At 69.1% G+C, this 13,355-nt stretch carries 14 protein-coding genes; 12 read left to right on the top strand and 2 right to left on the bottom strand.

Annotated elements, in window-relative coordinates:
- The first annotated feature begins 170 nt into the window (after positions 1-170).
- The 4 genes from uvrC (at position 171) to whiA (ending at position 5,028) form a co-directional block, all read left to right on the top strand.
- The gene (gene uvrC / locus ACSDR0_RS26985) at positions 171-2,153 is read left to right on the top strand and encodes an excinuclease ABC subunit UvrC (protein ID WP_435291702.1); all 1,983 of its coding nucleotides are present in this window, start codon (positions 171-173) and stop codon (positions 2,151-2,153) included.
- Positions 2,150-3,022 carry an RNase adapter RapZ gene (rapZ, locus tag ACSDR0_RS26980; protein ID WP_435291672.1) on the top strand — a complete coding sequence of 291 codons (873 nt, stop codon included), beginning with the start codon at positions 2,150-2,152 and terminating at the stop codon, positions 3,020-3,022. Before uvrC ends, rapZ begins: the two co-directional genes overlap by 4 nt.
- A gap of 14 nt (positions 3,023-3,036) precedes the next feature.
- The gene (locus ACSDR0_RS26975) at positions 3,037-3,954 is read left to right on the top strand and encodes a gluconeogenesis factor YvcK family protein (protein WP_435291701.1); all 918 of its coding nucleotides are present in this window, start codon (positions 3,037-3,039) and stop codon (positions 3,952-3,954) included.
- A gap of 93 nt (positions 3,955-4,047) precedes the next feature.
- Entirely contained in the window at positions 4,048-5,028 is a 981-nt protein-coding gene (gene whiA, locus ACSDR0_RS26970) for a DNA-binding protein WhiA (RefSeq protein ID WP_329079024.1), read from the top strand.
- A 9-nt stretch (positions 5,029-5,037) separates the two neighbouring features.
- Here whiA and ACSDR0_RS26965 read toward each other — a convergent pair whose 3' ends face one another.
- Positions 5,038-5,556, bottom strand: coding sequence for a hypothetical protein (locus ACSDR0_RS26965; RefSeq protein WP_435291671.1), 519 nt, complete (start codon positions 5,554-5,556; stop codon positions 5,038-5,040).
- 215 nt (positions 5,557-5,771) lie between these two features.
- Between ACSDR0_RS26965 and gap the strand changes: the two genes are divergently transcribed.
- The 7 genes from gap (at position 5,772) to ACSDR0_RS26930 (ending at position 12,023) form a co-directional block, all read left to right on the top strand.
- Positions 5,772-6,776: a type I glyceraldehyde-3-phosphate dehydrogenase gene (gap, locus tag ACSDR0_RS26960; protein ID WP_435291700.1), complete on the top strand. Its 1,005-nt coding sequence runs from the start codon at positions 5,772-5,774 to the stop codon at positions 6,774-6,776.
- Complete coding sequence (locus ACSDR0_RS26955) at positions 6,776-7,963, top strand: phosphoglycerate kinase (protein ID WP_435291670.1); 1,188 nt, start codon at positions 6,776-6,778, stop codon at positions 7,961-7,963. The genes gap and ACSDR0_RS26955 overlap by 1 nt, the downstream gene beginning before the upstream one ends.
- An 81-nt stretch (positions 7,964-8,044) precedes the next feature.
- Positions 8,045-8,830 (top strand): triose-phosphate isomerase, encoded by a 786-nt coding sequence (gene tpiA, locus ACSDR0_RS26950; RefSeq protein ID WP_435291669.1) that lies wholly within the window; start codon positions 8,045-8,047, stop codon positions 8,828-8,830.
- 132 nt (positions 8,831-8,962) lie between these two features.
- Positions 8,963-9,193: a preprotein translocase subunit SecG gene (secG, locus tag ACSDR0_RS26945; protein WP_030905020.1), complete on the top strand. Its 231-nt coding sequence runs from the start codon at positions 8,963-8,965 to the stop codon at positions 9,191-9,193.
- Positions 9,194-9,270: 77 nt separating this feature from the next.
- Positions 9,271-9,618 (top strand): RNA polymerase-binding protein RbpA, encoded by a 348-nt coding sequence (locus tag ACSDR0_RS26940; protein WP_012892502.1) that lies wholly within the window; start codon positions 9,271-9,273, stop codon positions 9,616-9,618.
- Between the two features lie 718 nt (positions 9,619-10,336).
- Positions 10,337-10,852 carry a hypothetical protein gene (locus ACSDR0_RS26935; RefSeq protein WP_435291668.1) on the top strand — a complete coding sequence of 172 codons (516 nt, stop codon included), beginning with the start codon at positions 10,337-10,339 and terminating at the stop codon, positions 10,850-10,852.
- Positions 10,853-10,901: 49 nt separating this feature from the next.
- Positions 10,902-12,023, top strand: a complete 1,122-nt coding sequence (locus ACSDR0_RS26930; RefSeq protein WP_435291667.1) for a hypothetical protein — start codon at positions 10,902-10,904, stop codon at positions 12,021-12,023.
- Positions 12,024-12,222: 199 nt separating this feature from the next.
- On the opposite strand, the gene ACSDR0_RS26925 is transcribed toward ACSDR0_RS26930, so the two are convergent.
- On the bottom strand, positions 12,223-12,726 hold the full coding sequence (locus tag ACSDR0_RS26925) for an SPW repeat protein (RefSeq protein ID WP_435291666.1): 504 nt from the start codon (positions 12,724-12,726) through the stop codon (positions 12,223-12,225).
- Positions 12,727-13,048: 322 nt separating this feature from the next.
- On the opposite strand from ACSDR0_RS26925, the gene ACSDR0_RS26920 reads away from it, so the two are divergent.
- A complete protein-coding gene (locus tag ACSDR0_RS26920; RefSeq protein WP_435291665.1) occupies positions 13,049-13,291 on the top strand; it encodes a DUF6343 family protein in 243 nt (80 codons plus the stop codon).
- The last annotated feature ends 64 nt before the right edge of the window (positions 13,292-13,355 follow it).

Genomic DNA, 13,355 nt, shown 5'->3' with positions numbered 1-13,355 from the left:
GTCCGACGGTGTCCTGGAACGTCCAAGGGGGTCCCGGGGGCGGGCGCCGCTGTGCCGCGAGGCCGTGTCCCGGCCGCGGACCGTGACGCGGGCCGTGCGGGAAAGCCGTGCGGAAAGCTGTAAGGAAAGCTGTCGGTCCGGGCCGATAGGCTTTCCGTGTGGTGAGATCTGTGGGTGGTCCGGCGAGTTTCCGGCCGAAGCCGGGGTCCATCCCCGAGTCCCCAGGCGTCTATCGGTTCAAGGACGCCGACGGCCGGGTCATCTATGTCGGCAAGGCCAAGAGCCTGCGCCAGCGACTCAACTCCTACTTCGCCGACTTCGCGAGCCTGCATCCGCGCACCCAGACCATGCTCACGACCGCCGTGGACGTCGACTGGACGGTCGTCGGCACCGAGGTCGAGGCGCTCCAGCTCGAATACTCCTGGATCAAGGAGTACGACCCGCGGTTCAACGTCAAATACCGCGACGACAAGTCCTACCCCTACCTCGCGGTCACCATGGCGGAGGAGTTCCCCCGGGTCCAGGTGCTGCGCGGCGCCAAGCGCAAGGGCACCCGCTACTTCGGCCCCTACTCCCACGCCTGGGCGATCAGGGAGACCGTCGACCTGCTGCTGCGGGTCTTCCCGATCAGGAGCTGCTCGAGCGGGGTGTTCAAGCGGGCCGCCCAGATCGGCCGCCCCTGCCTGCTGGGCTATATCGACAAGTGCTCCGCCCCCTGCGTCGGCCGGGTCACCGCCGAGGAGCACCGGGAGCTGGCCGACGACTTCTGCGAGTTCATGGCGGGCAACACCGGCCGGTTCATCAAGCGGCTGGAGCGCGAGATGCGCGAGGCCGCGGTCGCGCAGGAGTACGAGCGGGCCGCCAGGCTGCGCGACGACCTCCAGGCGTTGCAGCGGGCGATGGAGAAGCAGGCCGTGGTCCTCGGCGACAACACCGACTGCGACGTGGTCGCCCTGGCGGAGGATCCGCTGGAGGCCGCCGTCCAGGTGTTCTACGTCCGCGCCGGGCGCATCAGGGGCCAGCGAGGCTGGGTGGTCGACAAGGTCGACGAGGTCACGCCGGGCGAGCTGGTCGAGCAGTTCCTCCTGCAGATGTACGGCGACGCGGCCGCCGAGGCGCTGCCCAGGGAGGTGCTGGTGCCCGTCCTGCCCCCCGACACCGAGGCGGTCACCGAGCTGCTCGGCGAGCACCGCGGGGCGCGGGTGGAGATCAGGGTCCCCCAGCGCGGTGACAAGAGATCGCTGATGGAGACCGTCGAGCGCAACGCCGTCGAGTCCCTGAAGCAGCACAAGCTGAGGCGGGCCAGCGACCTGACCGCGCGGAGCAGGGCGCTGCAGGAGATCGCCGACGCCCTCGACCTCGACCAGGTGCCGCTCCGCATCGAGTGCTACGACGTCTCCCACATCCAGGGCACCGACGTGGTGGCCTCCATGGTGGTGTTCGAGGACGGCCTGGCCCGCAAGAGCGAATACCGCAGGTTCTCCGTGCGCTCCACCGAGGGTGACGTCGCCTCTATCCACGAGGTGATCTCCCGCCGGTTCAAGCGCTATCTGGAGGAGCGCTCCGCCACCGGGGAGCTCGACGCGGGCGCCGAGGCCGGGCCCGCGGAAGGGCCGCTCGAAGAGCCTGCCGAGGAAGCGGGGGAGGGGCCGGGTGAGGGGCTGCGGACGCCGGGCATCGACCCGGAGACCGGCAGGCCGCGCAAGTTCGCCTACCCGCCCAACCTGGTCGTCGTCGACGGCGGCCCCGCGCAGGCCGCGGCGGCCCGCAGGGCGCTCGACGAGCTGGGCGTGGACGACGTGGCGGTGTGCGGCCTGGCCAAGCGGCTGGAGGAGGTCTGGCTGCCCGGCGACGACCTGCCGGTGATCCTCGCCCGCTCCAGCGAGGCCCTTTACCTTCTTCAGCGGGTGCGCGACGAGGCTCACCGCTTCGCCATCACCTACCATCGATCCAAGCGGTCGAAAAGCGTCAAGGAAAGCGCTCTGGACGAGGTCCCCGGTCTCGGCCCGGCCCGCAGGCAGGCGTTGATCAAGCATTTCGGATCGGTGAAACGGCTGCGGGAGGCGACCGCGGCGCAGATCTGCGAGGTTCCCGGGATCGGCCCCTCGACGGCCGAGACGATCGTGTCGGCCTTGAAGGGGCAGTACCCATGAGCGAAAGAGCGCCCGCGTTCGTCCTCGTCACCGGAATGTCGGGGGCGGGGCGGAGCACCGCCGCCAAGGCCCTGGAGGACCTGGGGTGGTTCGTCATCGACAACCTGCCGCCCGGCCTGCTGTTCGCCATGGCCGAGGAGGCGGGGCGGGTCAAGCTGGCCGCCGACAAGGTGGCCGCGGTGGTCGACGTGCGCAGCCTGGCCTTCACCAGCGACCTCAACAGCGCGATCGAGGAGCTGGAGGGGCGCGGCGTCGCCGTGCGCGTGGTCTTCCTGGAGGCCAGTGACGAGGAGCTGGTCCGCAGGTTCGAGAACGTCCGCCGCCCGCACCCGCTGCAGGGCGACGGCCGCCTGGTCGACGGGATCGCCCGCGAGCGCGGCATCCTGCGCGAGGTCCGGGCCAACGCCGATCTGGTGATCGACACCTCCAACCTCAACGTCCACGAGCTCCGCGGGAAGATCGTCGCCTTCTTCGGTGGCGAGGACCGTCCCGGCCTGCGGGTCAACGTCGTCTCCTTCGGCTACAAGTACGGTCTGCCCGTCGACGCCGACCTGGTCGTCGACTGCCGGTTCCTGCCCAACCCCCACTGGGTCCCCGAACTTCGCCCCATGAACGGACTGGACACTCCCGTACGGGAGTACGTTCTCAACCAAGCGGGTGCGAAGGAACTCCTCGACGCCTACGAGGAGGTGTTCAGCATCATCGCCTCCGGCTACACCCGCGAGGGCAAGAGCTACGCCACGCTCGCCGTCGGCTGCACCGGCGGCAAGCATCGCAGCGTCGCCATGGCCGAGCAGATCGGCGGCCGGCTGCGCGACAAGGGTGGCATGGAGGTGCAGGTGAGCCATCGGGATGTGGGCCGGGAGTGAACGAGGGTCTCAAGATCGTCGCGCTGGGTGGAGGACACGGGCTGTACGCCTCGCTGTCGGCGTTGCGAAGGGTCACCTCCCAGCTGACGGCGGTGGTCACCGTCGCCGACGACGGAGGGTCGAGCGGCCGTCTCCGCCGTGAGCTCGGCGTGCTCCCTCCGGGAGACCTGAGGATGGCCCTGGCCGCCCTGTGCGGTGACGACGAGTGGGGGCGCACCTGGAGCGAGGTCGTCCAGCACCGCTTCCGCAGCGAGGGCGACCTGCACGGCCACGCGATCGGCAACCTGCTGATCGTGGCGCTGTGGGAGCGGCTCGGCGACACGGTCGCCGGGCTCGACTGGCTCGGGCGGCTGCTCGGCGCGCACGGGCGGGTGCTGCCGATGTCCTCGGTGCCGCTCGACATCGCCGCCGAGGTCGAGCTGGACGGCCGGGTGAGCACGGTGCGGGGCCAGGTGGCCTGCGCGCTCACCCCCGGCAGGGTCCGGGCCATCTCGCTGCTCCCCGAGGACCCGCCGGCGTGCCCGGAGGCCGTCCAGGCGGTCCTCGACGCCGACTGGGTGGTGTTCGGCCCCGGCTCCTGGTTCACCAGCGTGCTGCCCCACCTGAAGGTGCCCGAGCTGGCCGAGGCGCTGCACGCCACCCGCGCGCGCCGCCTGGTCGCGCTGAACCTCGCCCCGCAGGCGGGGGAGACCGACGGTTTCTCCCCCCAGAAGCACCTGGAGGTGTTGCGCCAGCACGCGCCCTCCCTGGAGATCGACGTCGTCGTCGCCGACACCGGGGTGATCGACGACCGCGAGGAGCTGGAGAAGGCCGCGGCCGACCTCGGCGGGCGGCTGGTCCTCGCCTCCGTGGCGGACGAGGACGGCTCCCCGCGACACGATGCACAACGTCTTGCCTCCGTCCTGGACGAGATTTTCCGTGAGAAGCGTTGATCCTGGTCAGCGGTGCTCAGGAGTGCGAGAAACTTCTGTGAGCCCGATTTATCTCGGGCCGCATGGGGTCTGTATGGGGGAGGACGAACGCGCATGGCGATGACAGGTGTGGTCAAGGACGAGCTGAGCAGGCTGCCGGTTTTGAAGCCTTGCTGCCGTAAGGCCGAGGTGTCGACGCTGCTGCGGTTCGCGAGCGGGTTGCACCTGGTGAGCGGCCGGATCGTGATCGAGGCCGAGCTTGACACCAACGTCACCGCCCGGCGGCTGATCAAGGACATCGGCGAGGTTTTCGGGCACAAGGCGGAGGTGCTCGTGCTGGCCCCGGCCGGATTGCGCAAGGGTTCGCGCTACCTCGTGCGGGTCTACCGCGACGGGGAGGCGCTCGCCCGCCAGACCGGTCTGATCGACAACCACGGGCGTCCGGTCAGGGGCCTGCCCCGCCAGGTCGTGGCGGGGGCGACCTGTGACGCCGAGGCGGCCTGGCGGGGGGCGTTCCTGGCGCACGGCTCGCTCACCGAGCCGGGGCGCTCCATGTCGCTTGAGGTCACCTGTCCCGGGCCCGAGGCGGCGCTCGCGCTGGTCGGGTCCGCGCGGCGGTTGAAGATCCACGCCAAGGCCCGGGAGGTGCGCGGCGTCGACCGGGTGGTGGTCCGCGACGGCGACGCCATCGGCGCGCTGCTGACCCGGCTGGGCGCCCACGACAGCGTGCTGGCCTGGGAGGAGCGGCGGATGCGCCGCGAGGTCCGTGCGACGGCCAACCGGCTGGCCAACTTCGACGACGCCAACCTGCGCCGTTCGGCCCGCGCCGCGGTCGCCGCGGGGGCCAGGGTCCAGCGGGCCCTGGAGATCCTCGGGGAGGAGGCCCCCGAGCATCTGGTGATCGCCGGTCGACTGCGGGTGGAGCACAAGCAGGCGTCCCTGGAGGAGCTCGGCCAGCTCGCGGACCCGCCCCTGACCAAGGACGCCATCGCCGGTCGCATCCGCCGCCTGCTGGCCATGGCCGACAAGCGCGCCCAGGACATCGGCATCCCCAACACCGAGGCCAACCTCACCGTCGACATGCTGGCCCCGTAGGGCCTTCGCTCAGGGCTGCTTTTTGGGCTCGAAGTAGTTCACGTGCTCGGCGGCCTTGTCCGGCTGCGGGACGGACGAGGCGGCGCGGGCGTCGTGGGCCTCGCGGGCGGTCTTGACGCGCCTGTTCACGAAGCTGAAGCCCGCGTAGGCGGCCACCACCCAGAACAGCAGCGACATCGGGTCGTTCCTGAGAGCGTCGGGGAAGGCGTCGAGGATCCGTACGAGAGCGGAGCCGTAGTCCTCGCCCGACAGCCGCGCCCAGACGACGACGGCCCCGGCGATCTGGCCGAGCGCGGCGCCGGCGAGGGAGAAGAAGGCGGCCAGCGGGGGCAGCACCGGGCTGGTCGGCCTGACCGCGATCATGGCGAGGCCGACGAGGAGACCGACGCCGATGGCGGCGAAACCGATCTCGTAGCCGCTGAAGGCGATGAGCGCGCCGTAGCCCGCGGCGCCGGCCAGGGTCGCGAGGAGACCGGCGATAATGCCTGGTAGGAGCCCGTTCGCCAGGTGCGGATCGTTGTCTGTCATGGCAGTTCCTCTTGGGGTCGGAGGTATTTACGGTGACGAGTCGGGCACTTTACTTGAATGGTGCGATACCTGTTCGTGGGTTAAGCAATAACGGAGGCCCCCCTCAAGTGGTCTAGGCCAATTTGGGTCCGATAAGGTTCGTGTTTGAGGTTTCAGCCAGCCCCAAGTCGCCGATCCGAGAGACCGGCGCACCGACGTACGAGGAGATCGGCACCGTGACCATCCGCGTAGGCGTCAACGGATTTGGCCGCATCGGCCGCAACTTCTGGCGCGCGGTCGCTGCCAGCGGCAAGGACATCGAGATCGTCGCGGTCAACGACCTGACCGACAACGCCACGCTCGCCCACCTGCTGAAGTACGACAGCATCCTCGGCCGTCTGCCGTACGAGGTGAAGAGCACCGCCGACGAGATCATCGTGGACGGCAAGACGATCAAGGCGTTCGCCGAGCGCGACCCCGCCAAGCTGCCCTGGGGCGACCTGGGCGTGGACGTCGTCGTCGAGTCGACCGGCTTCTTCACCGACGCCAACAAGGCCCGCGTGCACGCCGAGAACGGCGCCAAGAAGGTCATCATCTCGGCTCCGGCCAAGAACGAGGACTTCACCGTCGTGATGGGCGTCAACCACGACAAGTACGACCCGGCCAACCACACGGTCATCTCCAACGCCTCCTGCACCACCAACTGCCTGGCGCCGATGGCCAAGGTCCTCAACGACACCTTCGGTATCGAGAAGGGTCTGATGACCACGATCCACGCCTACACGCAGGACCAGAACCTGCAGGACGCCCCGCACAGCGACCTGCGCCGCGCCCGCGCCGCCGCGATCAACATCGTGCCGACCTCGACCGGCGCAGCCAAGGCCATCGGCCTGGTGCTGCCCGAGCTCAAGGGCAAGCTCGACGGCTTCGCGCTGCGGGTGCCGATCCCCACGGGCTCGGCCACCGACCTCACCGTCGAGGTCGGCCGCGACACCACCGTCGAGGAGGTCAACGCCGCCCTCAAGGCCGCCGCCGAGGGCGAGCTCAAGGGTTACCTCACCTACACCGAGGACCCGATCGTCTCCTCCGACATCGTGACCGACCCGTCGTCCTGCATCTTCGACTCCGCCCTCACCAAGGTGATCGGCAACCAGGTCAAGGTCGTCGGCTGGTACGACAACGAGTGGGGTTACTCCAACCGCCTCGTCGACCTCATCGAGCTGGTCGGCGCCGACCTCTGATGAAGGACATCTCCGAGTTCGACGTGGACGGTCGGCGCGTCCTGGTGCGCGCCGACCTCAACGTCCCCCTGGAGGGGGACGTCATCACCGACGACGGCCGCATCCGCGCCTCGGTGCCGACGATCAAGGAGCTCGCGGGCAGGGGTGCCCGCGTGGTCGTCGTCGCGCACCTGGGACGCCCCAAGGGCAAGCCGAACCCGGAATACTCCCTGGCCCCCGTCGCGAAGCGGCTGGGTGAGCTCCTGGGCGCCGACGTCGCCTTCGCGACCGACGTGGTCGGCAAGTCCGCCCAGGACGTCGTGGAGGCCCTTCAGGACGGCCAGGTGGCCCTTCTGGAGAATCTGCGCTTCGAACCGGGCGAGGAGTCCAAGGACGACGCCGAGCGCGCCGACCTCGCCGCCAGGCTGGCCGCCTTCGCCGACGTCTACGTGGGCGACGGCTTCGGCGCGGTGCACCGCAAGCACGCCAGCGTCTACGACGTGCCCGGCCTGCTGCCGCACGCCGCGGGCCGGCTGGTCCTGGCCGAGGTCGAGGTGCTCAAAAAGCTGACCGACGAGACCGAGCGGCCGTACGTCGTGGTGCTCGGCGGCGCCAAGGTCTCCGACAAGCTCGGCGTCATCGGCAACCTGCTCACCAAGGTCGACCGGCTCCTCATCGGCGGCGGCATGGCCTACACCTTCCTGGCGGCCCAGGGCTACGAGGTGGGTGGGTCGTTGCTCCAGAAGGACCAGCTCGACAAGGTGCGGGGCTTCCTCGACGAGGCGGGCAGGCGCGGCGTGGAGATCGTCCTCCCGGTCGACGTGCTGGCGGCCACGGAGTTCGCGGAGGACGCCGAGTACGAGGTGGTCGACGCCACCGCGATCCCGGCCGACCGCGAGGGGCTCGACATCGGCCCGCGCACCCGCGAGCTGTTCGCGGGCAGGCTGGCCGACGCCAAGACGGTGTTCTGGAACGGCCCGATGGGCGTCTTCGAGTTCGACGCCTTCTCGGGCGGAACTCGCGCGGTCGCCGAGGCGTTGATCGGTTCGGAGGCCTTCACGGTCGTCGGCGGGGGAGACTCGGCCGCCGCCGTGCGCAGGCTCGGCCTGCCGGAGGACGGGTTCTCGCACATCTCCACCGGTGGCGGGGCCAGCCTCGAATACCTGGAGGGCAAGACCCTCCCCGGACTCGTGGCGCTGGAGCGGTAGAAGTGAACCCACGCGGTGAGCGGAGTGGCCGGTCGACGACCGACGCCGTCCGCGCAGTGAACAGGGAGTGGTGAGCGAACGATGAGCACACCTCGTAAGCCGCTCATGGCAGGCAACTGGAAGATGAACCTCAACCACCTCGAGGCCATCGCGCACACCCAGAAGCTCGCCTTCGCGCTGAACGACAAGGACTTCGACCGGGTCGAGGTGGCCGTGCTGCCGCCGTTCATCGACCTGCGTAGCGTGCAGACCCTGGTGGACGGCGACAAGCTGCGGATCGTCTACGGCGCGCAGGACCTGTCGCAGCACGACGGCGGCGCCTACACCGGTGAGATCTCCGGTGCCATGCTCGCCAAGCTCGGCTGCACCTTCGTCCTCGCGGGACACTCCGAGCGCCGCCAGTACCACCGCGAGGACGACGACGTCGTCAACGCCAAGGTGCAGGCGGCCTACCGGCACTCGCTCACCCCCATCCTGTGTGTGGGGGAGGGCCTGGAGGTGCGCCGGGCCGGCGGCCAGGTGGCCCACAGCGTCGCCCAGCTCGACGGTGCGCTCCGCAAGGTCACCGCCGAGCAGGCCGCCTCCGTCGTGCTCGCCTACGAGCCGGTGTGGGCGATCGGCACCGGCGAGGTGGCCACCCCGGACGACGCGCAGGAGGTCTGCGGGGCACTCCGGGTGCGACTCGCCGAGCTGTACGACGCCGAAGTGGCCGCCGGTGTCCGTATCCTTTACGGTGGGTCGGTCAAGTCTGACAACATCGCGGGTATCATGGCGCAGCCTGATGTCGACGGTGCCCTGATCGGTGGCGCGAGCCTCGACCCTGGGGAGTTCGTCAAGATTTGCCGTTTTGGCGAATTGTCGAGCTGACTGAGTCATTCGGTGGGTACGACTTGACACCACGTCATACCCTCTTAGAGCAAGTTTGAATCGTCACGCCTTCGGCGTACACAAGGGTCGTGCCCGGACGCGGGTCACGCGCACATAGGGAACAGGTCAACGGTGACAATCGGAATCTCCATCGCCCTCATCCTGTCGAGCTTGCTGATGATGCTGCTCGTCCTGCTCCACAAGGGCAAGGGCGGTGGTCTCTCGGATCTGTTCGGTGGCGGTTTCTCGTCGTCGTTCGGAGGCTCCTCCGTGGTGGAGCGCAACCTTGACAGGCTCACCGTCATCACCGGTGTCGTCTGGTTCGTCTGCATCATCGCGCTGGGCCTGCTTCTGCGGCCCTGACCCGGCTTCGACAGGCGTGACAGTGGTTCAGTCCCCGCATCCCCAAGCGGCGGGGCCATCGAGCAAGGAGTTCATCCGTGGGTAGTGGCAACGCGATCCGTGGCAGCCGTGTGGGTGCCGGCCCGATGGGGGAGGCGGAGCGCGGCGAGGCGGCCCCCCGTGTGCGGGTGCCTTTCTGGTGCGCGAACATGCATGAGACGCGTCCCAGTTTCGCCAGCGACGCGGCCGTTCCCGAGTTCTGGGACTGCCCCCGGTGTGGTCTCCCCGCCGGTCAGGACGAGGCCAACCCGCCCGCGCCGCCGCGCAACGAGCCTTACAAGACGCACCTCGCGTACGTGAAGGAACGCCGCAGCGACAAGGACGGCGCGCAGATCCTGGCCGAGGCCCTGGAGCGGCTGCGCTCCTCCTCGCGCCCGATCTACTAGCAGGTTCCTCGCGCGCGTACGGTCCGGCAGGACCGGCACGCATGCTTGAAAGGCCCTCGTGGGAGACCCCCACGGGGGCCTTTCGCGTGCCATGGCTCCGGAGACCGGGGGAGTCGCGCCGTCGGGAGAGCCGTGGCCTGGGGAGGGCTGTCGCCGGGAGGAGGGCCGTGGCCAGGGGGTTGTCGCCGGGAGGGGAGCCGTCGTCAGGGAAGAGGCGTGGCCGGGAGGGGAGCCGTCGTCAGAGGGCCGCGGCGGGGAGGGGAGCCGTTGCGGGGAAGGGCCGTGGCCGGGAGGAGGAGCCGTCGTCAGGGGAAGTGGTCTCGCCGTCACCGGCGTGGTGGCGGACGGTGGGTGAAAAGAGGTTTACTCCGCGCGACCCGGAAAGTTACCCTGAACGCAGGGAAATGGCGGCGGTTACGCTTGGGGGCGAGACCGCCGGTGCGTTTCGGGAGTCCATATCAACGCTGTTCTGTTGCACTTGTGAACCCATCTTCCTTTTTGTCCGATATTGCGGGTTGAATTAACTCTCGGGCTTCTGGGGGGATAAAGCGTGAATGGAAATCCCGATGTAAGGGTGCGTTTCATCGCTCTGTGCATATCCGTTCCCCTGCTTCTCGCCGGTTGCGGTGGGGAGGGGGTCTCGGGGTCGGACGGTGAAGATCCCGGTGACGGTGAGACCTCGACGGGCCTCACCCTTCCCGAGAACGCGCCGCCTCAGGTGAAGCGCGCCTACCGCGCGGCGGTGAAAGCGGAGGACAAGCGCGACAGGGCGGAGAAGAAGGCCATCGACGTCGTGGAGGGCGTGCCGGTGCCCACCGTCGTGCCGACGTCGGACCTCGTGCCGTCCGACCCCCCGCCCTCTCCCGACGTCTCCGTCTCGCAGGTGTCCGACGGCCCAGGTCAGCCCACGGACTCAGGTCAGCCCACGGACTCGGGCCAGCCCGTCGAGCCTCCCCCTCCTCCGCCCCCGCCCCCGCCGCCTCCTCCGCCACCGCCTCCACCCCCGTCCCCCGTCGTTCCGCCGGAGATCGTGGCGGCCGTCAACGCGTGGGTCGTCGCCCAGAGGGAGTGGATACGGCGATGTACCACGACCAAGGTGGAAATAGCCGAGGCCGATAACTCGGGAATCGGGCGGATAACACAACCGGTTTGCGGAAGGAAGAGACCGCCGCCCGAGCTCGTGCCGTGGATAAAAATCATGGGGATAGATGTCGACAGCCTCATCTACGGCTGATTCCGCCGAGGAGCCTGGGCAGGCGGACGGGCCACTCATGATCCGTGATGTGGTCGAAGCCGTCGGGCTGATCGCCGCTCCGGCGACCTTTCTCACCGCGCTGGGTTTCTATTTCGGCTGGAGGCGCACCCAGACCTACGCCGTCTATTTCGGCATCGACAGCAGCATGCTGGGTTTCAGCGTCCAGGAATACCTGCTGCGCAGCGCGACCTCCGTTTACACGGTCGTGCTCGTCCTGGTCATGCTGGGCCTCCTCGTCATCGGAGCGCACCGGCTGATCCTTCACGGACAACAGCGGCCCCGGGGGCGTCTCGCCGTGCGGGTGGCGACCGTCGCGCTCACCGGAGCGTCCGTCCTCGCCCTGCTCGTCTGGGCGGGCGCTCCGCTCAACCGGCTGGCGGGGAAGGTCCCTGCGCTCGCCCAGGTGGGTGCCTCGGCGGGTGCCGTTGCGCTCGCGGGCGTGATCCTGCTCCTCGTCCGGCGCAGGCTCGGGAGCCGCCGCCTGCGCGGTCCCGCCGATCACGAGAGGGCCGCGCCCGACAGGAAGGTCATGCGCGCCGGCGTCGCGGCCGTGGTGGGCGCGGGCGCCCTTGTCGCGCTCGACGCGCTCGCCGCGGCCGGTGACCCGGTGGTGCGGGCATCCCCCCTGGTGACCCGCGACACCCTCCTGTCCTGCGGGGTCGGGCTACTCATCTACTGCGGTCTCCTGTGGCGCCACTGGTGGCGGGCCGATCACCCGGCGCAGGTCACCGACCGCCCGCCGCTGTGGGTGCGCACCCTGCCGGTGGTCCTCGTCGCGCTCCTCGTGGTCGTCGGGATCTTCGCGGCCACCGACGAGTACGCCGAGCACGTCGGCACGCAGGAGGCGCACCTGACCGCGGTGAGGCTGGAGGGCAGGAGAGGCGTGGTCGTCTACGCGAACAAGGATCCCCTGTTCCCGGCCGGTGTGACCTGCAGGCCGCTGAAGGGCAAGGACATCGCCTTCCGCTACCGCTGCGAGGGCCTGAAGCTCCTCGTTCGCACCGCCAAGGGAGTGCTGGTGCTCCCGGCCACCTGGTCGCGTGACGACGGCATCGACGCCGGCGACCGCGTCATCGAGCTGGGCGAGGACAAGTCGATGCGCCTTGAGTTCACCCCGGGTGAGAGCGACCTGTTCTTCACCCCGCGCTGAGCGCGCCCACCGCTATCGGTCACCCGGGTCCCCGCCGTTGCTTCCCGCCTCCGGACCCCGACGGACCCCGACGCCCGCCTGGGCCTGATCTTTGCCGGTTTCCCTGTTCGAGCCGTGCCGCATCCCCCTCCGGAGCGTGACGGAGGGGGGCTCGCACCGGCGGGGTGATCCTTCACCGCCGCCCGGTGCCACCCCGACCTTAGGGCCTGCCTGGCATGTCCGGCCTACCGGGCATGTCTGGCCTGTTGGACGTGTCTCCCCTGGACATGTCCCTCTTCGAGGACATGCCGGGCACTCCCCTGGAGCCCACCGCCACCGCTCCCAGGCCGAGCAGGAAGATGATGCCGCCGGTGATGACGTTGTTCCAGATGTTCCCCCTTGTCGCCGAGCCGGTGATCCAGGGTGCCAGGATGGTCCAGATTCCGATGACCGGCACGACCCAGCTGATCCCGTACGTCCGGCCGTAGGCGGACGCGAAGGCGAGGGCCAGGGCGGCGACGGCGATGCCGGTGACGAGGTTGCTCACGGTGAGCCTGGACAGGCCGTTGAAACCGACCACCCAGGGGGAGATCGCCAGATACAGGCCCGCCAGAAGGCCCAGTCCGTCGATGACCTGGGCTACCGAGGTGGAGCCCGCTCGTTCGTACCTTTCCCGCATCTCGATGAGATCGGGGTGGTGCTCCAGGCTTGCGGGTCTCGTCATGACCCATTCCCCCTTACCGATTTCATGCGAATTCGATTTCCTGTGCAGGTGGATTTATCCCTGCATACCCGCATATAAGCGCCAAACAGCCCAAGAAAGGACAAATCTAGCTAATAACATCTTCGCGACATGGAGACCGGGTGGTGAGCCCCGGCGGGCCCGGTGTGCCGCTACCCCTTGTGGGGCGACGACCTGCGGTGAAGCGTGTGATCACCATGGGGTCGCCGTGGGTCGTAAGGGATGTCCTGGGTACGAAATGGGACATACCCCCTCGCGCGAACATGGAGATCGAGGGGAAGCGAGGTTGCCCGGAGGTGACCTTATGGATGAGAAGACAGGAACGCACGATCACCCGAAGAGCGCGCTGAATCTGCGGCTTCTCCTGGCGAGCTTCGGCCTTGTCGTGTGCGCGGCTCTGGCCCTTCTCTCAGCGTGGGCCGGGATCACCGTGCTCGCCGTGGCCCTGGCCGTGCTGGCGGCCGTCGCCGTCGCGGACATCGTGGTGATCGGGATCAGAATCGCCCGCAGACGTCGGCGCGGCGAGCGGCACACCCTTTTCGAGTAGATCGTCCTTGACTGCGTCAGAGGGATCCGGTGGCCGGGGACGGGCCGAGCGCCGCCCCGGGCGT

The sequence above is a fragment of the Streptosporangium sp. G11 genome, from assembly GCF_051192615.1.
Lineage (GTDB): Bacteria > Actinomycetota > Actinomycetes > Streptosporangiales > Streptosporangiaceae > Streptosporangium.
Note: the sequence above shows the minus strand (reverse complement) of the source record. Positions and strands in the feature narration are given on the sequence as shown.

Coding starts and splice junctions, on each gene's coding strand:
- rapZ (WP_435291672.1), top strand. CDS start 2,150: ATGAGCGAAAGAGCGCCCGCGTTCGTCCTCGTCACCGGAATGTCGGGG.
- whiA (WP_329079024.1), top strand. CDS start 4,048: ATGGCGATGACAGGTGTGGTCAAGGACGAGCTGAGCAGGCTGCCGGTT.
- ACSDR0_RS26965 (WP_435291671.1), bottom strand. CDS start 5,556: ATGACAGACAACGATCCGCACCTGGCGAACGGGCTCCTACCAGGCATT.
- ACSDR0_RS26955 (WP_435291670.1), top strand. CDS start 6,776: ATGAAGGACATCTCCGAGTTCGACGTGGACGGTCGGCGCGTCCTGGTG.
- tpiA (WP_435291669.1), top strand. CDS start 8,045: ATGAGCACACCTCGTAAGCCGCTCATGGCAGGCAACTGGAAGATGAAC.
- ACSDR0_RS26925 (WP_435291666.1), bottom strand. CDS start 12,726: ATGACGAGACCCGCAAGCCTGGAGCACCACCCCGATCTCATCGAGATG.
- ACSDR0_RS26920 (WP_435291665.1), top strand. CDS start 13,049: ATGGATGAGAAGACAGGAACGCACGATCACCCGAAGAGCGCGCTGAAT.